Genomic DNA, 19,150 nt, shown 5'->3' with positions numbered 1-19,150 from the left:
GCGCCGTTACGCTCGATCCATGGCGAACAAGAAGATTCCCGTCATCGTGGTGGCGGGCTTCCTCGGCTCCGGGAAGACGACGCTGCTCAACCACCTGCTGCGCAATACCCGGGGCGCGCGCATCGGCGTGATCGTCAACGACTTCGGTTCCGTCAACATCGATTCGATGATGGTCGCGGGTCAGGTCGACTCGATGGTCTCGCTCAGCAACGGCTGCCTGTGCTGCGCCGTCGACGTCAGCGACATGGACGCGATGCTTGACAAGCTCGCCCACCGGTCCTCGGATCTCGACGTCATCGTCGTCGAGGCGAGCGGTCTGGCCGAGCCGCGCAACATGATCCGGCTCGTCACCGGCTCGGCGAACGAGTACATCACGTACGGGGGACTGGTTCTGGTCGTCGATGCCGCCGAGTTCGACGACGCCTGCGCCCGCCATCCCGAACTGGAACAGCACGTTGCACTCGCAGATCTGTTGCTGCTCAACAAGACCGACCGCATCGACGAGGACGCGCACGACGAACTGCTGGGGCGGCTGTGCGCGCTGAACCGGCGCGCGGCGGTCGTCTCCACCGAGCATTCCCGGATGGATCCGGGCCTGTTGTTCGATATTCCGGACCGTCCGGAACCGCAGCCGGGAGAGCAGCTCACCCTCGACAGCCTGCTCTACGACGAGCACGAGGGTGAACACACGCACCTGCACGACGGATACGACGCCGTCACGTTCACGTCGGCGAAGCCGCTGCATCCGCGGCTGTTCGTGGATTTCCTCGAGGCGCAACCGGCCGGGGTGTTCCGCATCAAGGGATACGTGCACGTGGCCGCGGGCCTGCGCAGCCGCGCCTACCTGGTGCACACCGTCGGCGACTACATCCGGTTCGAACCGGCCCGGAAAGGTGAGGCGCCCGCGACCACCGAACTCGTCGTGATCGGCGCCGACCTCGACGCCGATTCGGTGTGCGAGCGGCTGGAGGGTTGCGTTCCGGTGGAACCGGTGTCGGCGGACGCGATGTACGCCGTCCACCGGTTCACGCCACGCTGACCCGGTCTGCGAAAAAGGTTACCGCGCAGCCGAATTACGCTGCGCGCGACGCCGGGCCGCGCCCTGACCCGAACCGGCCTGGCCGGACCGGCTCTGTCCGGATCCGCCCTGACGCGTGCCGGTGCCCTGACGCGTGCCGGAGCCCTGACGCGTACCACCCTGACGCGATCCACCCTGACGCGATCCACCCTGACGGGAACCTTCGCCGTGGCGGGCGCCTCCGCGACGGCCCTGACCGCCCGAGCGCTGCGGCCGCGACGGGGCGGCAACCGCCTTCGGGGCCGGCGGCACATGTGGTGCGACCTCGCCGACGAGCTTCAGCACGTGCTCCGAGTCCGCGGTCACGCGGATCGGCGACACCGTGATCGCGGCCTTGCGCATGATGATCTGAAGGTCCTTGCGCTGGTCCGGAAGTACGACCGTCACCACGTCACCGGTGCTGCCGGCGCGCGCCGTGCGGCCGGACCGGTGCAGGTACGCCTTGTGCTCGGCCGGCGGATCGACGTGCACGACCAGCTCGACGTCGTCGACGTGCACACCGCGCGCCGCAACGTCGGTCGCGACCAGCACCCGCGCCTCACCCGACGCGAACGCCGCGAGGTTCCGGTCGCGGGCGTTCTGCGACAGGTTGCCGTGCAGATCCACGGCCGGGATACCCGACTCGGTGAGCTGACGGGCCAGCTTGCGGGCCTGATGCTTGGTGCGCATGAACAGGATCCGGCGTCCGGTCCCCGACGCGAGGGTCCGCACCAGTGCCTTCTTCGAGTCGACGCTGTCGACGTCGAACACGTGGTGGGTCATCGCCGCGACCGGCGAATGGGCCTCGTCGACCGAGTGCATCACCGGGTCGTGCAGGAAGCGCTTGACGAGCTTGTCGACACCGTTGTCCAGGGTCGCGGAGAACAGCAGCCGCTGACCGTTCTGCGGGGTCGCGTTGAGGATCCGGGTGACGCCGGGCAGGAACCCGAGATCGGCCATGTGATCGGCCTCGTCGAGCACGGTGATCTCGACTGCGTCGAGCGTGACGAAGCCCTGACGCATCAGGTCCTCGAGGCGACCCGGGCACGCGATGACGATGTCGACGCCGCGGCGCAGCGCCTCGACCTGCCGGTTCTGGGACACGCCACCGAAAATGGTGGTGACGCGCAGGCCCGTGGTGTGGGCGAGCGGTTCGACCGTCGCGGCGATCTGGGTCGCCAGTTCGCGGGTCGGAGCCAGCACGAGACCGCGCGGCCGTCCCGCCGCGCGCGACGAACCGCCGGCGAGGCGGGCGGTCAGCGGAATCGAGAACGCGAGGGTCTTGCCGCTGCCGGTGCGGCCGCGACCGAGGACGTCGCGTCCGGCCAGAGTGTCGGGGAGGGTGTCGACCTGGATCGGGAACGGCGCGGTGATGCCGTTGTCGCCGAGGGTCGCGACGAGCGTCCTCGGGACACCGAGATCGGAAAAGGATGTGGTCAAGGTACGGCGCTGCCTTTCGATGCGGCGTGTGTGCACGCGACCGGAAGTTCCGGTGGTGTGCGGTGGATCGCCGCGAGGAAGGCCGATGCTGCATTGCGTGCGGGCCGGGCACGATCCCGGGCCGCCGGTATCCCACGACGGTGAGTGTCGTCGTGACACTCGAACCGGGTCAGCCTACCGCATGTTCAGGACGCCGCCGGACGCGTCTCAGAGTCCGACCCACTCCGACGCGCCGTCGGTGAACGCCTGGCGCTTCCAGATCGGCACTTCCCGTTTGATGCGTTCGACCAGTTCCGCGCAGGTGGCGAACGCTTCCGCGCGGTGCGGGGCCGCGACCGCCGCGACGAGCGCGAGGTCCCCGATGGTGAGATGGCCCACTCGGTGCACCGCGGCGACCGGCAGACCCGATTCGGCGGCCACCTGTTCGCAGCAGTTGCGCAGGAAGGTCTCCGCGTCCGGGTGCGCCTGGTACTCCAGTGCGGTCACGGACTGCCCGCCGTCGTGGTTGCGGACGACGCCGGTGAACACGACGACGGCGCCGTGCTCGGGTCCGGCGACCGCGGCATCCACCGCTGCCGGGTCGAGCGGCTCCGACGAAATCCGTGCCAGCAGTTCACTCATGAGCTCCGCCTCCCGAAACCTGCGCGAGAAGATGATCGAGGATCGGTTCGAGCGCGGCCAGTCCGTCCTTGACCCCGCCCGGCGACCCGGGCATGTTCACCACCACGGTACGGCCGACCAGTCCGGCGACCCCGCGCGAGAGCACCGCGTGCGGGGTGACGTCGAGACCGCGGCGACGGATCGCGTCGGCGACGCCGGGCAGTTCCCGATCGAGCACGGCCAGTGTCGCTTCCGGGGTCGCATCGGTCGGGGACGCGCCGGTGCCGCCGGTGGTCAGCACCAGGGCGGGCGCACCGGTGAGCGCGTCGGCCAGTCCCTCGGCGATCCGCGCGTCCGGGTACACGAGGGGTCCGCGCACCGCGAATCCGCGCTCGCTCAGCCACCGGACGATGACCGGTCCGGTGGTGTCCTCGCGGGTGCCGGCCGCGACCCCGGTCGACGACACCAGCACCACCGCCGAACGTTCCTGTGGTACTGCAGAATCCGCAGCGGGTGACTCGTCGCGGGTCCAGTGTCCGCGCTTGCCGCCCTCCTTCGAGATCAGCCGCACCCCGTTCATCACGGCCGCGGGGTCGACGGCCTTGACCATGTCGTGCAGGGTCAGTCCCGCGACCGCGACCGCGGTCAGCGCTTCCATCTCGACGCCGGTGGGCCCCTTCGTCTTCGCGGTCGCCTCCACGGTGATCGACGTGTCGGTGAATCCGAACGACACCTTCACCGACGACAACGCCAGTTGGTGGCACAGCGGGATGAGTTCCCAGGTGCGTTTGGCGGCAGCGATTCCCGCGATGCGCGCGGTCGCGAGGACGTCGGCCTTGGGCATGTCGTCGGCCCGTACCAGCGCCACCACCTCGGGGGTGGTGACCAGCTCACCGGCGGCGACCGCGACCCGGGTGGTGTCGGCCTTGGCGGAGACGTCGACCATGCGGGCCCGGCCCTGGTCGTCGAGATGACTCAGATCGCTCACAGCGGAAGTACTTTCACGAGATCCCCGGCGCGGAGGGAGGTGGTGTCGGCGGCGACGTCGAGCAGCGCGTCGGCGCCCGACATTCCGGCGATGAGGTGTGATCCGGGTCCGGACACGACGGTCACGCCGTCACCGTCGCGGCGGGCCCGGAAGAACTGGCGCTTACCGGCCACCGAGGTCAGATCGGCGGTGAGCGGCAGCGTCAGCGGCTCGATCGCGGGCAGTCCCGCGGCGGCGCGCAGCAGCGGCCGGGTGAACACCTCGAACGAGATCAGCGCGCTGACCGGATTGCCGGGGAACGCCAGAACCGGAATCCCGTCGACGACCGCGGTGCCCTGCGGACCGCCGGGCTGCATCGCCACCGACACGAACTCGCCGCCGCGGGGACCGAGCACGTCCTTGACGACCTCGAAGTCGCCCTTGGAGACGCCACCGGAGGTGATCACGACTTCGGCGACGTCCGCGGCGTGCGTGAGCTTCAGGGCGAATTCCTCGGCGTCGTCGTCGCTGTGGTCGACGGACACGACCTCGGCTCCGTTGGCGAGCGCGCTGGCCGCGAGCGCCGGCCCGTTGGAGTTGAAGATCTTGCCCGGACCGAGATCGGTGCCGCCGAAGACGAGTTCGCTGCCGGTGGAGATCACGGCGACCCGCGGCAGGGCGCGCACCGGAACCTCGGTCATGCCGACCGCGGCGAGCGCGGCGATGTGCCGGGGCGCGAGGACCTGTCCGGCCGGGAGCAGTTCGGCGCCGGCGGCGATGTCGCTGCCGCGTTCGCGCACATAGGTGCCGGCCGTGACGGACCGGTGCACGGTGACGGTGGCCGGTTGCCCGTCGGTGGAGCTGTTGTCGGTGGTGTCCTCGACGGGGACGACGGCGTCCGCGCCCTCGGGGATCGGAGCGCCGGTCATGATCTTCCGCGCGGTGCCCGCCTCGTGGACGGACATCCCGGCACCGGCGGCGAGCACTCCGCGCACCGGCAGCGTCACCGGCACGGTCGCGACCGCGGCGGCGTCGACGGCGTAGCCGTCCATCTGGGAGTTGCGGAAGGCGGGCAGATCGATGGGTGCGAGGATCGGTTCGGCCAGCACCCGGTTCAGGGCCCGGGCGAGCGGCACCTTCACCGTCGGCCTCGTTCGCAGCGGCGCCAAGAGCGCCGCGACGTGCTCCACGTGTTCCTCCACGGACCGCCTGCCGCCTGTCATGCCCGCAATCCTAGGCACACCGCGCGCGGAGACCGTTGCGGTAGGCCGTGCGACGCGCAGGCGGGGACCCCGGACAGCCTCCGGCGACCGGCCGGGGGAGGTGTCTTCCGCCGCGAATCGGACGGGAGCGGCATACTGGCGTCATGACGGCGGTGATCCGATGACGACGATCGATGTGGGGATTCCGTCCGTGCGAGTCGCCACGGACGACGTGTCCGATCGTCCCGACACACCGGAACTGGTGGACCGCTTCGGTCGCGTGGCCCGCGACCTGCGCGTGTCGATCACGGAGAAGTGCTCCCTGCGCTGCACGTACTGCATGCCGGAGGAGGGGTTGCCCGCGATTCCGCGCGAGAACCTGCTCACCGCGGCGGAGATCGTCCGGCTCGTCGGGATCGGGGTCCACCTGCTCGGCATCGAGGAGGTCCGCTTCACCGGCGGCGAACCGCTCATGCGCCGCGACCTCGAGGAGATCATCGCCGGATGCGCCGAGGTCGCGCCGGGCACTCCGCTGGCCGTGACCACGAACGCGGTCGGGCTCGCGCATCGCGCGGCGGGGCTGGCGGCGGCCGGTCTGACCCGCGTGAACATCTCCCTCGACACCGTCGACCGCGACCACTTCGCGCGGCTGACCCGCCGCGACCGCCTCGATTCGGTGCTCGCCGGCATCCGCGCCGCCAACAGCGCCGGATTCACGCGGGTGAAGATCAACGCGGTGCTCATGCCCGACACGCTCGCCGGCGCCGCCGACCTGCTGCAGTGGTGCCTCGACGAGCAGGTCGAACTGCGGTTCATCGAGGAGATGCCGCTCGACGCCGACCACGCGTGGGCGCGGGAGAACATGGTCACCGCGCAGCGGCTGCTCGACGTCCTCGGGGAACGGTTCGAGCTCACCGAGACCGGCCGGGAGGATCCGTCCGCTCCGGCGGAACGGTGGCTGGTGAACGGCGGTCCCGCCACGGTCGGGATCATCGCGTCGGTCACCCGGTCGTTCTGCTCGGACTGCGACCGCACCCGCCTCACGTCCGAGGGCACGGTGCGGTCCTGCCTGTTCAGCGACACCGAAACCGATCTGCGGGCGGCGTTGCGCGGGGGTGCGAGCGACGAGGAGCTTGCCGCGGTGTGGCGCGGCGCGATGTGGAACAAGTGGGCCGGGCACGGCATCGACGCGGCGGACTTCGCCCCGCCGCAACGCAGTATGGGAGCTATCGGTGGGTGATCAGGTGACCGGCATCGAGGTGCGGTACTTCGCGGCGGCCGTCGACGCGGCGGGCCGGGAGAAGGAAACCGTCGAGCTGGCGTCGCCGGCGGATCTGGGTGCGTTGAAGGCGGCGTTGATCGAGCGGCACGGCCCGGACATGGAACGGGTCCTGAAGGTGGCCGCATTCCTCGTCGGATCGGGTCCGGACGCCGAGCTCACCCGCGACCTCGCCCGCCCCACCGGGGAGCGCGTCGACGTGCTGCCCCCGTTCGCCGGGGGATAACCCACCCGGTCAGCCGGCGGTCCGCTCCGCGAGCCACTGCGTGAAGGTGATCGTGCCGTCCCGGTGGTCGGGGACGAGGTTCTCCCCGGCACGCCAGAAGCGTCCGAGACCACCGGGCAGCCGGATCGGTGCCACCACCCCGCGGACGCCGGCCGCGCGCTTCCACTCCCGCACGAGGTCGTGCATCGGCAGGATCTCCGGACCTCCCACGATCTGCGGGACGCCCGCCCGGCCGGGTTCGTCCGGCGGAGCGTCCGCGGCGTCGGCGAGCGCGCGGGCGACGTCCCGGACGTCGATGGGCTGGAACGCGGTGTCGGTGAACGCGGGTAGCAGCCCGACCCGCGCGGCCGGGCCGCACAGCATCGGCACGAAGCTGTGGAACTGCGTGGCCCGCACGATCCGGGTGTCGAGGCCGGAGTCCCGGTAGCGCCGTTCCTGCTCGCTCTTGGCCCGGTAGTAGGCCAGCGGACCGCGATCGACGTTCACGATCGACAGCAACACCATTCGCGTCACGTGCGCGGCGCCGGCCGCGGCGAGCAGATTCGCCGCGCCGGTCGTCAGCACGGGCCGCGCCCGCCGCGATTTGCCGTCGGTGGTGTCGACCACGACGTCGACGCCGGTGAGCGCCTCGGCCAGCCCCGACCCGGAGATCAGGTCGGCAGGGGCCGGTTGCGCACCCGCGATCGGGCTGCCGCCGCGCCGGCTGAGCACCCGCACGTCGTGGCCGCGGCCGAGCAGTTCCGCCACCACCGCCGCGCCGGCCTCGCCGGTGCCACCGGCCACCAGTACCGTCGCCATCGTTCCCTCCCGTCGGGCGGGTGCGGGACCCGTCAGCGCCACCAGGTGTCGTACGGCGTGACCGGGACGGTGCGCTTGTGCCGGGTCTTGAGGAAGACCTCCTCGACCTTGGCGGCCAGTTCGTCGGTGACGGGCTTGCCCTCGAGGTAGTCGTCGATCTCGTTGTAGGTCATGCCGAGCGCCACCTCGTCCGGCAGTGCCGGACGGTCGTCCTCGAGGTCGGCGGTGGGAACCTTCTTCCACGTGCTTTCCGGCGCGCCGAGTTCACGCAGGAGTTCCGCGCCCTGACGCTTGGTCAGGCCCGTCAACGGCGTGAGATCGACACCGCCGTCGCCGAACTTGGTGAAGAAGCCGGTGACGGCCTCCGCGGCGTGGTCGGTGCCGACGACGAGATAGCCGAGTTCCCCGGCGATCGCGTACTGCAGCATCATCCGCTCGCGGGCCTTGATGTTGCCGCGCACGAAGTCGCGCAGCCGGATCCCCTCACCGAAGATCTCCGCCATCGCCTCGCCGGCTTCGGCGGCGCTCGCGTCGGCCCCGGGCTTGACGTTGACCCGCAGCGACCGGTCCGGCCGGATGAAGTCGAGCGCGATCTGCGCGTCGTGTTCGTCGGCCTGCTCACCGTAGGGCAGGCGAACGGCGACGAACTCGACGTCGTAGTGTTCGGCGCGCAGTTCCTCGACGGCGAGCTGCGTCAGCCGGCCGGCCAGCGTGCTGTCCTGGCCACCGCTGATGCCGAGGACGAATCCTTTGGCGAACGTGCTGCGCAGGTAGTCCTTGAGGAAGTCCACCCGCAGCCGGATCTCGGCCTGCGGGTCGATCGTCGGCTTGACGCCGAGTTCTTCGATGATCTGGGCGCGAAGGGTCGTCATTCGCAAAACCCTAGCGGTGTCGTTGCGGCGCCGCGCGCCTATGTCCGGCACACCGGGCAGACTCGGTGCGGTGAACAGCGACCGTGTCTTTCGCAAACACGATCCGGGTGCGCACCCGGACTTCTACCGCGCCGAGGCGGCCGGTCTGGAATGGCTCGCGCGGGCCGGGCTGCGGGTGCCGCGGGTGCACCGCGTCGACGCCCGGTCCATCGAACTCGAGCGGATCACCGAGACCGCGCCGGATGCGGCGGCGGCCCGGGAGTTCGGGGCACGCCTGGCGATCGCGCACGATGCCGGAGCCGACGGGTTCGGTTGCGCGCCGGACGGATTCGACGGCCAGATCTTCATCGGCCGTCGACCGATGAGCAGCACGGTGCACGCGAGCTGGGGAGAGTTCTACGCGATGGAACGCGTCCTGCCCTTCGTCGGGATCGCGGTCGAGGCCGGTCACGTGACCGCGCGGCAGCTGCCCGACATCGAGCGGGCGTGCGCGCTCGTCGCGTCCGGGGCCTTAGACGACGACGCACCGCCCGCCCGGCTGCACGGCGACCTGTGGAACGGCAACGTGCTGTGGTCGCCCGACGGGGTGGTGGTCATCGATCCCGCGGCACACGGCGGGCACCGCGAAACCGATCTCGCGATGCTCGCGCTGTTCGGCTGCCCGTACCTGGACGACGTGCTCGCCGGTTACGACTCCGCGCATCCGCTGCGACCCGGGTGGCGCGAGCGGGTGCCGCTGCACCAGCTGCATCCGCTGGCGGTGCACGCCGCAGGATACGGTTCCGGATACGGGCGAGCGCTGCACCGGGCGGCGCTCGCGACCCTCGACATCGGAGAACGCACGTGAACGGGATTCTTGTCGTCGCCGCCACCAAGAGCGAGGCCGCCCATGTGCCGAAGCGCTTCGAGACCGTGATCACGGACATCGGGAAGGTCGCGGCGGCGGTCGCGGTGACCGAGGCGCTGGCCGCGTATCCGCGGGACGCGCGGCCGCTGGTCGTCAACATCGGAACCGCCGGTGCGCTGCATTCGCACCACGGCGGCCTGTACGTGCCGTCGACGGTGATCAACCACGACATCAGCAGCGAGATCCTGCGCAGCCTCGGACATCCCGTGCAGGACGTGCTCGAGCTGCCCGACGGCGACGGCACGGTGCTGGCCACCGGGGACGCGTTCGTCTCCGACGCCGAGGTGCGCGACGCGCTCGCGACCCGCGCCGATCTCGTCGACATGGAGGGGTTCGCGATCGCGTTCGCTGCCGCCCGCATGGGCGCGCGGTGCCGGCTCGTGAAGCACGTCAGCGATCACGCCGACGAGTCCGCGCTGGACTGGCCGGCGCAGGTCGACGAGAGCGCCCGGATTCTCGCGACCTGGCTGGCCGACCTGTACTGAGCCGCTACCGGGCGGTGAAGCCGAGCCCGTCCACGCCGTTGGGGGCGGTGATCCGCATCGTGGCGGCGTCGATCTCGTAGACGGTCTCGCCGGCCAGCACCGCCAGCACGTGGTTCTCGACGGCGGCCACCTCGGGGTCCGGGCACGCCATGCGGGTCGTGGCGAGCGGCCCGAACGTCAGGGTGCCGTCGCCGATCTGCGCGGTGCCGGTGAACTGATTGCATCCGGTGCTGCCGCTGACCGACCCGTCCTCGTCGACGAGCAGGCTGGGCGCGGACCGCTCGAGCGCCACCGACGTGACGGTCGCGTCCGGGGTGTACATCGTGGTGGCGACCCATTCGGTGCCGGTCAGCGGCCGGTCCGGATCGACGACCTTCTTGTCGGTGAGCGAGACGGTCACCGCGTCGCCGGTGAGGGTGAGCACGTCGCCGTCGACGGACCACTGTGGATCGGCGTCGAACAGTCCGGTCAGCCACGCGTCGGCGCCGTCCTTCGGGGGCGGGCAGGCCATCATCGTGCTCGCCAGCCGATCGGTGCGCAGCACCCCGTCCGCGAGATCGACCTCGCCGACCGCACGGTTGCATCCGGCGGTGGCCGCGATCCGGCCCGGCTCCGGGAATTCGACGACGAGCGGACCCTCGCCCGGGATCGGGGTGCCGGTGACTTCGGTGGAGACGAACGTGCGGCCGATCAGGGCGGCGGGGTCCGTTGCGGACGATGTGGCGTCGGCGCCCTCGTCGCTGCTGCAGGCGGTCGCGACGACGGTGAGAGCAAGTGCGGCAAGAACTCCGAAGGTGCGGCTCATGCCGTCACAGTACGGTCCGGATCGTCCGAATCGGGGGAGGCTGCGACGCGGCGCACCAGATCGGACCAGTTGTCGGAGAGCCGGTCGAGGCTGTAGCCGAGGTTGCGCCACTGGTGCAGCACGAGGGTCGCCTCGAGGGAAGCGCACAGGGAGTGCGCCAGCAGAGGCACGTCGCCGCCGACGTCCGCGGCCCGCAGCAGCGTCTCGATGTGGGTGCGGGTGACCGCCCGGGCGGGTGCGTCGAACCGATTGGAACTGGACGCCTCCGCCGCGCGCAGCAACTCGCCCTGCACCTCGACGAGGGCGATCCGGGCCCGGCCGAACGCGATCAGCCGGTCGACGGGATCGGCGCCGGGGCCCAGCGGCGGGGGACCGGTCATGAACGCTTCCTGGAATTCGCGTTCGGTGTGGTCGAGCAGCGCCTGCATCAGGCCGCCGCGCGATCCGAAACGGCGGAACACGGTGCCCTTGCCGACCCCGGCCCGGGCCGCGACGGCTTCCATCGTCACGGCATCGACACCGCGTTCGCTCACCAGGAGGGTCGCGGCGTCGAGGAGGAGGCGCCGGTTGCGGGCGGCATCGCATCGCTCGGCGGTGTGCTCGTCGTCCGCCCGGGGCAGGGGGATGGTGTTCACGTCATCACAATAGCCGCCCCGGGAATGAAAGTGGACCGCGGTCCGTTTATGCTTGTCGTGGGTAACCGGCCCACCCCTGGATCAAAACGAAGGATGACCCATGTCCCAGACGCGCATTCTCGCTCTCGTCGGCAGCCTCCGCTCCGCCTCCGTCAACCGTAAGCTCGCCGAGGCCGCCGCCGAACTCGCACCCGAGGGCGCCGAGGTCGTCATCTACGAAGGCCTGGCCGACGTTCCCTTCTACAACGAGGACATCGACGGCGAGAACGCCCCGGCCGCGGCGGTCGCGCTGCGTGAAGCCGGTGCCGCCGCCGACGCCGTCGTGCTGTTCACCCCCGAATACAACGGCACCATCCCGGCCGTGCTGAAGAACGCCATCGACTGGCTGTCGCGCCCCTACGGCTCCGGCGCCATCGCCGGCAAGCCCGTCGCGGTCGTGAGCGCCTCCCCGAGCAGCAACGCCGCCAAGTGGGCGCTCGAGGACACCGTCAAGTCCGTCGGCATCGCCGGCGGCAAGGTCGTCGAGGGCGGCTCGCTGTCCGTCGGCGGCACCATCGGCAAGTTCGGTGAGGCGCACCCGAAGGAGCACGCCGAGACCGCCGGCCAGCTCACCGAGGTTCTCGTCAACCTTCTCGCCGCCGAGAAGGCCCTCGTCGACGCCTGACATCTCCGTCGCACTTCACAGGCCCCCGCATCGCATCCGCGATGTCGGGGGCCTGCGTCGTCCGGTACCGCGCCGAGCCGGGTTTCCGGCCCCGAATCGGGGGAACTCCATCCGAAGACACACGGATCGGAGGGAACATGTCGAACGGCGCGGACCACCCGGAGACCGGCGACCACTGGCACACCGTCACCCTGCGCGTCGACGGACACGAACGGCGCATCGTCGTGGACGTGCGCACCACCCTGCTCGACGCCCTGCGCGACCGCATCGGCTGCATGTCCCCGAAGAAGGGCTGCGATCACGGCCAGTGCGGTTCGTGCACGGTCCTGCTCGACTCCCGCCGCGTCGTGACCTGCCTGGCCCTCGCCGTCTCGCACGACGGCGCCGACATCGTCACCGCCGCCGGACTCGCCGAACGGCCGAGACATCCGCTGCACGACGCGTTCGTCGACCACGACGCGTTCCAGTGCGGCTACTGCACCCCCGGCCAGATCTGTTCGGCGACAGGCATGCTCGCCGAGTTCGACCGCGGCGACCCCAGTGCCGTCACCTCTCCGGGCGGTTCACCCGAGCTCGACGACGCCGAGATCCGGGAGCGGCTGAGCGGCAACCTGTGCCGCTGCGCCGCCTATCCCAACATCGTCGCCGCGGTGCGCAGCGTCGCCGCGAACCGGGAGGCCAGGCCGTGAGACCACTGCAGTACCTCCGGCCGGAGAATCCCGAGGCAGCGGTCGCCGCCATGCACTCCGCGCCCGGCGGCGCGTACCTCGCCGGCGGGACGAACCTCGTCGACCACCTCAAACTCGGCGTCACCGCCCCCGATCTGCTCGTCGACATCTCCCGCCTGCCGCTCGACGGGATCGAACCGACCGCCGACGGGGGAGTGCGGATCGGCGCGACCGTCTCCAACACCGACCTCGCGGTGCATCCCACCCTCCGCGACCTCTATCCCGGACTGTCGCAGGCCCTTCTCTCCGGTGCCTCCGCGCAGATCCGCAACGCCGCCACCGTCGGCGGCAATCTGCTCCAGCGCACCCGCTGCGTGTACTTCCGGGACCCGACCACCCCGTGCAACAAACGAGACCCCGGCAGCGGCTGCGCGGCCCTCGGCGTATTCAACCGCCAGCACGCGGTCCTCGGCGGCTCCGACCGGTGCGTGGCGACCCACCCGTCCGACATGGCCGTGGCGATGGTCGCGCTCGACGCGGTCGTCGTGGTGCTGGGCACGACAGGGGAGCGGCACATCCCGCTCGAGGAGTTCTACCGGCTGCCCGGTGACGACCCGCAGAGCGACACCGTTCTCGACCACGACGATCTCGTCGTCGCGGTGGAGCTTCCCCCGCCGCAGAACGCGGTCGCCTGCTACCGGAAGGTGCGCGACCGGGCGTCGTACGCGTTCGCGCTGGTGTCCGTCGCCGCGGACCTCACCGTCTCGGCCGGCACCGTCACCGGCTGCCGTCTCGCCTACGGCGGCGTCGCAACCCGGCCGTGGCGCGCCCACCGCGCCGAGGAGGTCGTGCTCGGCCACGCACCCGAGGACACGACGTTCGCCGCGGCCGCCGACGCCGAACTCGCCGACGCCCGGCCCCTCGACGGCAACGCCTTCAAGGTGCCGCTGCTGCGCCGCACCACCGTGGCGGTGCTGCGCGACCTCACTGCACGAGCGACCCGGGAGGAACGATCGTGACCGCATCGCACACGGCGATCGGAACCTCGACGCCGCGCGTCGACGGCCCGCAGAAGGTCGCGGGCACAGCGCCGTACGCATACGAACATCCCGTCGATCATCCGGCCTACCTGGTTCCGCTGACCGCGGCGGTCGCCCGCGGGACGATCCGGGCCATCGACACCGACGCCGCGCTGGCCGTACCCGGGGTCCTCACCGTGCTCACCCCGCAGAACGCACCCCGGCTCGTAGAACCTGCCCGCGGCGAGCACCGCGTGCTGCAGAGCTTCGAGGTCGCGTTCCGCGGGCAGATCGTCGCCGCCGTCGTCGCCGAGACACCCGAGGTCGCACAGGAGGCGTGCGACCTGATCGCCGTCGAGTACGACGAACAGCCCCACGACGTCGTGTTCCGGGCGGACCACCCCGACCGCTACACGCCGGAGAAGGTCAACGGCGGATTCCCGCCGGACACCGCGCGCGGCGACGTCGACAACGCCCTCGCCCATGCGGACGTGGTCGTCGACGAAACCTATTCCACCCCCGAGGAACACAACAATCCGCTCGAGCCGCACACCGCGGTCGCGGTGTGGGCCGACGACCGGCTCACCGTCTACGACTCGACCCAGCACCCGCACGGAGTCGCCGCGGCGCTCGCGTCCGCACTGGGCATCGAGCAGGAGCGGATCCGGGTGGTCGCGCCCTACGTCGGCGGCGGATTCGGGTCGAAGGGCGGCCCGCACGCCCACGACGTGCTCACCGCGATGGCCGCGCGGAAACTGCCCGGCCGCGCCGTGAAGTTCGCGGTGCCGCGCCGCGACATGTTCGGCTACGTCGGCTACCGCGCTCCGACCGTATCGCGGGTGCGCCTGGGCGCCGAGCACGACGGCCGCTTGGTCGCGGTCTCTCACGACAGCGTCGTGCAGTCCTCCCACGTCGACGAATTCGTCGAGCAGGCCGCGGTTCCCGCCCGCACCATGTACGCCACCGGCAACCTGCGCACCACCCACCGCGCCGTCCCCCTCGACGTACCGGCACCGTTCTGGATGCGCGCCCCCGGGGAGGCGCCGGGAATGTTCGCGCTCGAGGTCGCGCTCGACGAACTCGCACACCGCTGCGGCGTGGACCCGATCGAGTTGCGCATCCGCAACGAACCCGAAATCGATCCCGAGTCCGGGAAGCCGTGGTCGTCGCGACGTCTGGTCGAGTGCCTGCGCGAAGGCGCCCGCCGGTTCGGGTGGAACCCCGACGATCGCGAACCCGGGATCCGGCGCGACGGTCGCTGGCTGGTCGGAACCGGGGTCGCCTCCGCGACCTACCCGCACATGGTCGCCCCGGGTTCGGAGGTCACCGTCCGATACCTCGGTGCGGGCCGGTACTCGGTGCGCACCGGCGCCGCCGACATCGGGACCGGCGCCTGGACGGCACTGACCCTCGTCGCCGCCGATGCGCTCGGCTGCCGTCCCGAGGACGTGGACGTCGAGATCGGCGACACCGCACTGCCGAACGCGACGGTCGCGGGCGGGTCGTCCGGCACGTCGTCGTGGGGGAGCGCGATCGTCGCGGCGGCGGACGAGTTCCACAAGCGGTTCGGCGGCGACCCCGAGCCGGGCGCCGAGGCGAGTGCGACCGCGGGCAAGGCTCCGGAACTCGAGCACTACAGCATCCACTCGTACGGCGCGCACTTCGCGGAGGTGCGGGTCGACGTGGACACCGGCGAGATCCGGGTCCCCCGGATGTTCGGGATGTTCTCGGTGGGGCGGGTGGTCAATCCGCGCACCGCCCGCTCGCAGTTCATCGGCGGCATGAGCTTCGGGATCTCGATGGCGCTGTTCGAGGAGAGCCACCGCGACGCCCGGCTGGGCCACATCGTCAACCACGATCTCGCCGAATACCTGATTCCGACCCACGCCGACATCGGCGACGTCGATGCCGCATGGCTCGACGAGGACGATCGGCGCGCCACCCCGATGGGCTCGCGCGGCACGGGGGAGATCGGCATCGTCGGCAGCGCCGCCGCGGTGGTCAACGCGGTCTGGCATGCGACGGGGACGAGGGTGCGAGCACTGCCCGTGCGGCTCGACGATCTGCTGCCGGCACTGCCCTAGAAGAACGCCTCGCGCGACGCCCACGGAACGTGTCGGTGGGCTGCGCCACACTGTCCTCGGACGCGCCTCGCGGTGTGGTCGAACGCACACCCCGACGGACGGCGCGCGACACGCCGAAAGGGGGTGGAAAACGCCCAGGTCGGACATGCGCGACCTGGGAATACCAAGAATGTAGTTCACAACATCCTGGGTTTGGTGAATCTGTCTGCCACAAGGTGTAGTGTCTAGACCGCTGGAAGGCCACAACATCACCGGTCCCTCTGGGGAAGAAGGATCGACTCGATTCGACGGCCGTTCGAGCACCACGCAGCAGTCAGTCGCCAGGCCGTTTCGGCCCGTTGGAACAAAAGGGGCTCCTATGAACATCACCGTCTACACCAAGCCTGCTTGCGTCCAGTGCAATGCCACCTACCGTGCCCTCGACAAGGCCGGTATCGAGTACGACGTCGTCGACATCTCCGAGAACCCGGAGGCTCGTGACTACGTGATGGCCCTGGGTTACCTCCAGGCGCCCGTTGTCGTCGCCGGTGACGACCACTGGTCGGGTTTCCGTCCCGATCGCATCAAGCAGCTCGCGGTCGCGGCCTGATGTTCCCGGTGCCGCTCCGGCGGCACCGGCACAACCCCTTGTGTGTGAACCCTTGTGTGTGTGAAGGACCGGGTGTGTGGGGCCGGTCCTTCCGAGCGAGCGAGCAGATGGTGAGTACCGATGAGTTCAGCACCCACAGGAACGCGCCTCGTGTACTTCTCGAGTGCGTCGGAGAACACCCATCGATTCGTCGAGCGGCTCGGGTTGCCGGCGCACCGGATCCCGCTGCACGACCGTGACGGCTCGTTCGAGGTGCACGAGCCGTACGTCCTGATCGTGCCGACCTACGGGGGCGGCACCACCGTGACCGGACGGGACACGAGCTTCGTTCCCAAACAGGTCATCCGATTCCTCAACAACGAACACAACCGCGCACTGATCCGGGGCGTCATCGCCGCGGGAAACACCAACTTCGGCGAGTCGTATTGCTTTGCAGGCGATATCGTTTCGCGAAAGTGCAAGGTTCCGTACCTCTATCGATTCGAACTGATGGGAACCGCCGAGGACGTCGAACGCGTCCGGGCGGGACTCGCGCAGTTCTGGGATCGGTCACTGCAGACCGCCTAGCCGCCCCGCGTGGTCTCCACGCCTCGAACGACCGCGAACCGGCAAGCCGGGTGCGCGGCCGCAGACGTAACTCGCCGTTACCCGATACTCACAGTGGGAGCAAACACCGTGACCATCACCGATCCCGCGCCGACCGCGACGAGCGCCAAGTCGGACGCTTCGCTCGAAGGCCTCGACTACCACGCGCTCAACGCGATGCTGAATCTCTACGGTCCCAACGGCGAGATCCAGTTCGACAAGGACGTGGCCGCGGCCCGGCAGTACTTCCTGCAGCACGTCAACCAGAACACCGTGTTCTTCCACGACCTCGACGAGAAGCTCGACTACCTCGTCGAGGAGAACTACTACGAGCCCGAGGTTCTCGGGAAGTACTCGCGCCCGTTCGTGAAGAAGCTGTTCCAGCACGCGTATTCGAAGAAGTTCCGGTTCCCGACGTTCCTGGGTGCGTTCAAGTACTACACGTCGTACACGCTCAAGACGTTCGACGGCAAGCGGTACCTCGAACGCTTCGAGGACCGTGTGTGCATGGTCGCGCTGACCCTCGCCGACGGTGACGAGATCCTCGCGACGCACCTGGTCGACGAGATCATCTCCGGCCGCTTCCAGCCGGCGACCCCCACGTTCCTCAACTCCGGCAAGAAGCAGCGCGGCGAGCCGGTCTCGTGCTTCCTGCTGCGCATCGAGGACAACATGGAGTCGATCGGCCGCGCGATCAACTCCGCCCTGCAGCTGTCCAAGCGCGGCGGCGGTGTCGCGTTGCTGCTCAGCAACATTCGTGAGCACGGCGCCCCGATCAAGAAGATCGAGAACCAGTCGTCGGGTGTCATCCCGATCATGAAGCTGCTCGAGGACTCCTTCTCGTACGCCAACCAGCTCGGTGCCCGTCAGGGTGCCGGTGCCGTCTACCTGCACGCGCACCACCCGGACATCTACCGGTTCCTCGACACCAAGCGTGAGAACGCCGACGAGAAGATCCGCATCAAGACGTTGTCGCTGGGCGTCGTGATCCCGGACATCACGTTCGAGCTCGCGAAGCGGAACGAGGACATGTACCTGTTCTCGCCGTACGACGTCGAGCGCGTCTACGGAAAGCCGTTCGCGGACATCGACGTCAGCGAGAAGTACTACGAGATGGTCGACGACAAGCGCATCCGCAAGTCGAAGATCAAGGCGCGCGAGTTCTTCCAGACGGTCGCCGAGCTGCAGTTCGAGTCCGGCTACCCGTACATCATGTTCGAGGACACCGTGAACCGCGCGAACCCGATCGCCGGCAAGGTCACCCACTCGAACCTGTGCTCGGAGATCCTGCAGGTCTCGACCCCGTCGACGTACAACGACGATCTGTCCTACAGCCATGTGGGCAAGGACATCTCGTGCAACCTCGGGTCGCTGAACATCGCGAAGACGATGGACTCGCCGGACTTCGCGCAGAGCATCGAGGTCGCGATCCGCGCGTTGACCGCGGTCGCCGACCAGACGTCCATCGACTCCGTTCCCTCGATCAAGAAGGCGAACGACGAGGGACACGCCATCGGCCTGGGCCAGATGAACCTCCACGGCTACCTGGCGCGGGAGCGGATCTTCTACGGATCCGAGGAGGGCGTCGACTTCACGAACATCTACTTCTACACGGTGCTGTTCCACGCGTTGCGCGCGTCGAACAAGCTCGCGATCGAACGCGGTACGTACTTCGCGGGATTCCCGGAGTCGAAGTACGCCTCGGGCGAGTTCTTCGACAAGTACACCGACCAGGTGTGGGAGCCGGCGACCGAGAAGGTGCGTCAGCTCTTCGCCGATTCGAACATCGACATCCCCACGCAGGACGACTGGCGCGAGTTGAAGGCGTCGGTGCAGAAGCACGGCATCTACAACCAGAACCTGCAGGCCGTGCCGCCGACCGGGTCGATCTCCTACATCAACAACTCCACCAGCTCCATCCACCCGGTGGCGTCGAAGATCGAGATCCGCAAGGAAGGCAAGATCGGTCGCGTCTACTACCCGGCGCCCTACCTGACGAACGACAACCTGGAGTACTTCCAGGACGCGTACGAGATCGGATACGAGAAGATCATCGACACCTACGCCGCGGCGACGCAGCACGTCGATCAGGGCCTGTCGCTGACGCTGTTCTTCAAGGACACCGTCACCACCCGCGACGTGAACAAGGCACAGATCTACGCGTGGCGCAAGGGAATCAAGACGCTCTACTACATCCGTCTGCGGCAGATGGCGCTCGAGGGCACCGAGGTGGAGAACTGCGTCTCCTGCATGCTCTGACGAAATCTG

20 protein-coding genes are annotated in these 19,150 nt (G+C 69.5%); 12 read left to right on the top strand and 8 right to left on the bottom strand.

Annotated features, from left to right (window positions below):
- The first annotated feature begins 19 nt into the window (after nucleotides 1–19).
- A complete protein-coding gene (locus tag ACWDTS_RS07085; protein ID WP_450107978.1) occupies nucleotides 20–1,039 on the top strand; it encodes a CobW family GTP-binding protein in 1,020 nt (339 codons plus the stop codon).
- Between the two features lie 18 nt (nucleotides 1,040–1,057).
- Here ACWDTS_RS07085 and ACWDTS_RS07080 read toward each other — a convergent pair whose 3' ends face one another.
- The 4 genes from ACWDTS_RS07080 to ACWDTS_RS07065 form a co-directional block, all read right to left on the bottom strand.
- The gene (locus tag ACWDTS_RS07080) at nucleotides 1,058–2,497 is read right to left on the bottom strand and encodes a DEAD/DEAH box helicase (RefSeq protein WP_450107979.1); all 1,440 of its coding nucleotides are present in this window, start codon (nucleotides 2,495–2,497) and stop codon (nucleotides 1,058–1,060) included.
- A 207-nt stretch (nucleotides 2,498–2,704) separates the two neighbouring features.
- Nucleotides 2,705–3,118, bottom strand: coding sequence for a molybdenum cofactor biosynthesis protein MoaE (locus ACWDTS_RS07075; RefSeq protein WP_420750008.1), 414 nt, complete (start codon nucleotides 3,116–3,118; stop codon nucleotides 2,705–2,707).
- Complete coding sequence (gene moaCB, locus ACWDTS_RS07070) at nucleotides 3,111–4,085, bottom strand: bifunctional molybdenum cofactor biosynthesis protein MoaC/MoaB (RefSeq protein ID WP_450107980.1); 975 nt, start codon at nucleotides 4,083–4,085, stop codon at nucleotides 3,111–3,113. The genes ACWDTS_RS07075 and moaCB overlap by 8 nt, the downstream gene beginning before the upstream one ends.
- On the bottom strand, nucleotides 4,082–5,287 hold the full coding sequence (locus ACWDTS_RS07065) for a molybdopterin molybdotransferase MoeA (RefSeq protein ID WP_248673354.1): 1,206 nt from the start codon (nucleotides 5,285–5,287) through the stop codon (nucleotides 4,082–4,084). Before ACWDTS_RS07065 ends, moaCB begins: the two co-directional genes overlap by 4 nt.
- 160 nt (nucleotides 5,288–5,447) lie before the next feature.
- On the opposite strand from ACWDTS_RS07065, the gene moaA reads away from it, so the two are divergent.
- The gene (moaA, locus tag ACWDTS_RS07060; protein ID WP_197255335.1) at nucleotides 5,448–6,506 is read left to right on the top strand and encodes a GTP 3',8-cyclase MoaA; all 1,059 of its coding nucleotides are present in this window, start codon (nucleotides 5,448–5,450) and stop codon (nucleotides 6,504–6,506) included.
- Nucleotides 6,499–6,771 carry a MoaD/ThiS family protein gene (locus ACWDTS_RS07055; protein ID WP_450107981.1) on the top strand — a complete coding sequence of 91 codons (273 nt, stop codon included), beginning with the start codon at nucleotides 6,499–6,501 and terminating at the stop codon, nucleotides 6,769–6,771. The genes moaA and ACWDTS_RS07055 overlap by 8 nt, the downstream gene beginning before the upstream one ends.
- A gap of 9 nt (nucleotides 6,772–6,780) precedes the next feature.
- Here ACWDTS_RS07055 and ACWDTS_RS07050 read toward each other — a convergent pair whose 3' ends face one another.
- Together ACWDTS_RS07050 and nadE are read right to left on the bottom strand one after the other, a co-directional pair.
- Complete coding sequence (locus ACWDTS_RS07050) at nucleotides 6,781–7,569, bottom strand: SDR family oxidoreductase (RefSeq protein WP_450107982.1); 789 nt, start codon at nucleotides 7,567–7,569, stop codon at nucleotides 6,781–6,783.
- Nucleotides 7,570–7,601: 32 nt separating this feature from the next.
- Nucleotides 7,602–8,441, bottom strand: a complete 840-nt coding sequence (nadE, locus tag ACWDTS_RS07045; RefSeq protein WP_450107983.1) for an ammonia-dependent NAD(+) synthetase — start codon at nucleotides 8,439–8,441, stop codon at nucleotides 7,602–7,604.
- Between the two features lie 40 nt (nucleotides 8,442–8,481).
- Here nadE and ACWDTS_RS07040 point away from each other — a divergent pair, with 40 nt between their 5' ends.
- Both ACWDTS_RS07040 and ACWDTS_RS07035 read left to right on the top strand, forming a co-directional pair.
- Nucleotides 8,482–9,288 (top strand): fructosamine kinase family protein, encoded by an 807-nt coding sequence (locus tag ACWDTS_RS07040; protein WP_450117870.1) that lies wholly within the window; start codon nucleotides 8,482–8,484, stop codon nucleotides 9,286–9,288.
- A complete protein-coding gene (locus ACWDTS_RS07035; RefSeq protein ID WP_450117869.1) occupies nucleotides 9,285–9,833 on the top strand; it encodes a nucleosidase in 549 nt (182 codons plus the stop codon). The genes ACWDTS_RS07040 and ACWDTS_RS07035 overlap by 4 nt, the downstream gene beginning before the upstream one ends.
- A 4-nt stretch (nucleotides 9,834–9,837) precedes the next feature.
- Here the strand turns inward: ACWDTS_RS07035 and ACWDTS_RS07030 are convergent, their stop codons facing one another.
- On the bottom strand, nucleotides 9,838–10,638 hold the full coding sequence (locus ACWDTS_RS07030) for an META domain-containing protein (protein ID WP_197255354.1): 801 nt from the start codon (nucleotides 10,636–10,638) through the stop codon (nucleotides 9,838–9,840).
- Nucleotides 10,635–11,273 carry a TetR/AcrR family transcriptional regulator gene (locus ACWDTS_RS07025; RefSeq protein ID WP_197255356.1) on the bottom strand — a complete coding sequence of 213 codons (639 nt, stop codon included), beginning with the start codon at nucleotides 11,271–11,273 and terminating at the stop codon, nucleotides 10,635–10,637. The genes ACWDTS_RS07030 and ACWDTS_RS07025 overlap by 4 nt, the downstream gene beginning before the upstream one ends.
- Before the next feature lie 100 nt (nucleotides 11,274–11,373).
- Here ACWDTS_RS07025 and ACWDTS_RS07020 point away from each other — a divergent pair, with 100 nt between their 5' ends.
- The 7 genes from ACWDTS_RS07020 to nrdE all read left to right on the top strand — a co-directional run bounded on the left by ACWDTS_RS07020 (nucleotide 11,374) and on the right by nrdE (nucleotide 19,141).
- Nucleotides 11,374–11,937: an NADPH-dependent FMN reductase gene (locus tag ACWDTS_RS07020; RefSeq protein WP_450117868.1), complete on the top strand. Its 564-nt coding sequence runs from the start codon at nucleotides 11,374–11,376 to the stop codon at nucleotides 11,935–11,937.
- Nucleotides 11,938–12,074: 137 nt separating this feature from the next.
- Nucleotides 12,075–12,626: a (2Fe-2S)-binding protein gene (locus ACWDTS_RS07015; RefSeq protein WP_197255361.1), complete on the top strand. Its 552-nt coding sequence runs from the start codon at nucleotides 12,075–12,077 to the stop codon at nucleotides 12,624–12,626.
- Nucleotides 12,623–13,624: an FAD binding domain-containing protein gene (locus tag ACWDTS_RS07010; protein ID WP_450117867.1), complete on the top strand. Its 1,002-nt coding sequence runs from the start codon at nucleotides 12,623–12,625 to the stop codon at nucleotides 13,622–13,624. Before ACWDTS_RS07015 ends, ACWDTS_RS07010 begins: the two co-directional genes overlap by 4 nt.
- Nucleotides 13,618–15,708 carry a xanthine dehydrogenase family protein molybdopterin-binding subunit gene (locus ACWDTS_RS07005; protein WP_450117885.1) on the top strand — a complete coding sequence of 697 codons (2,091 nt, stop codon included), beginning with the start codon at nucleotides 13,618–13,620 and terminating at the stop codon, nucleotides 15,706–15,708. The genes ACWDTS_RS07010 and ACWDTS_RS07005 overlap by 7 nt, the downstream gene beginning before the upstream one ends.
- A 358-nt stretch (nucleotides 15,709–16,066) precedes the next feature.
- Nucleotides 16,067–16,297 (top strand): redoxin NrdH, encoded by a 231-nt coding sequence (locus ACWDTS_RS07000; protein ID WP_197255364.1) that lies wholly within the window; start codon nucleotides 16,067–16,069, stop codon nucleotides 16,295–16,297.
- Between the two features lie 120 nt (nucleotides 16,298–16,417).
- Nucleotides 16,418–16,864, top strand: coding sequence for a class Ib ribonucleoside-diphosphate reductase assembly flavoprotein NrdI (nrdI, locus tag ACWDTS_RS06995; protein WP_197255366.1), 447 nt, complete (start codon nucleotides 16,418–16,420; stop codon nucleotides 16,862–16,864).
- 108 nt (nucleotides 16,865–16,972) lie between these two features.
- The gene (gene nrdE / locus ACWDTS_RS06990; protein ID WP_450117866.1) at nucleotides 16,973–19,141 is read left to right on the top strand and encodes a class 1b ribonucleoside-diphosphate reductase subunit alpha; all 2,169 of its coding nucleotides are present in this window, start codon (nucleotides 16,973–16,975) and stop codon (nucleotides 19,139–19,141) included.
- The last annotated feature ends 9 nt before the right edge of the window (nucleotides 19,142–19,150 follow it).

Source organism: Rhodococcus sp. NPDC003383, assembly GCF_053589115.1.
The sequence above is the reverse complement of the archived record's forward strand: the minus strand, read 5'-3'. Positions and strand labels throughout refer to the sequence as shown.

What these genes read in the sequence shown, in the direction of transcription:
- ACWDTS_RS07085 (WP_450107978.1), top strand. Translation starts at nt 20, where the DNA reads ATGGCGAACAAGAAGATTCCCGTCATCGTGGTGGCGGGCTTCCTCGGC.
- ACWDTS_RS07075 (WP_420750008.1), bottom strand. Translation starts at nt 3,118, where the DNA reads ATGAGTGAACTGCTGGCACGGATTTCGTCGGAGCCGCTCGACCCGGCA.
- ACWDTS_RS07065 (WP_248673354.1), bottom strand. Translation starts at nt 5,287, where the DNA reads ATGACAGGCGGCAGGCGGTCCGTGGAGGAACACGTGGAGCACGTCGCG.
- moaA (WP_197255335.1), top strand. Translation starts at nt 5,448, where the DNA reads ATGACGACGATCGATGTGGGGATTCCGTCCGTGCGAGTCGCCACGGAC.
- ACWDTS_RS07050 (WP_450107982.1), bottom strand. Translation starts at nt 7,569, where the DNA reads ATGGCGACGGTACTGGTGGCCGGTGGCACCGGCGAGGCCGGCGCGGCG.
- nadE (WP_450107983.1), bottom strand. Translation starts at nt 8,441, where the DNA reads ATGACGACCCTTCGCGCCCAGATCATCGAAGAACTCGGCGTCAAGCCG.
- ACWDTS_RS07040 (WP_450117870.1), top strand. Translation starts at nt 8,482, where the DNA reads ATGTCCGGCACACCGGGCAGACTCGGTGCGGTGAACAGCGACCGTGTC.
- ACWDTS_RS07030 (WP_197255354.1), bottom strand. Translation starts at nt 10,638, where the DNA reads ATGAGCCGCACCTTCGGAGTTCTTGCCGCACTTGCTCTCACCGTCGTC.
- ACWDTS_RS07020 (WP_450117868.1), top strand. Translation starts at nt 11,374, where the DNA reads ATGTCCCAGACGCGCATTCTCGCTCTCGTCGGCAGCCTCCGCTCCGCC.
- ACWDTS_RS07015 (WP_197255361.1), top strand. Translation starts at nt 12,075, where the DNA reads ATGTCGAACGGCGCGGACCACCCGGAGACCGGCGACCACTGGCACACC.
- ACWDTS_RS07000 (WP_197255364.1), top strand. Translation starts at nt 16,067, where the DNA reads ATGAACATCACCGTCTACACCAAGCCTGCTTGCGTCCAGTGCAATGCC.
- nrdI (WP_197255366.1), top strand. Translation starts at nt 16,418, where the DNA reads ATGAGTTCAGCACCCACAGGAACGCGCCTCGTGTACTTCTCGAGTGCG.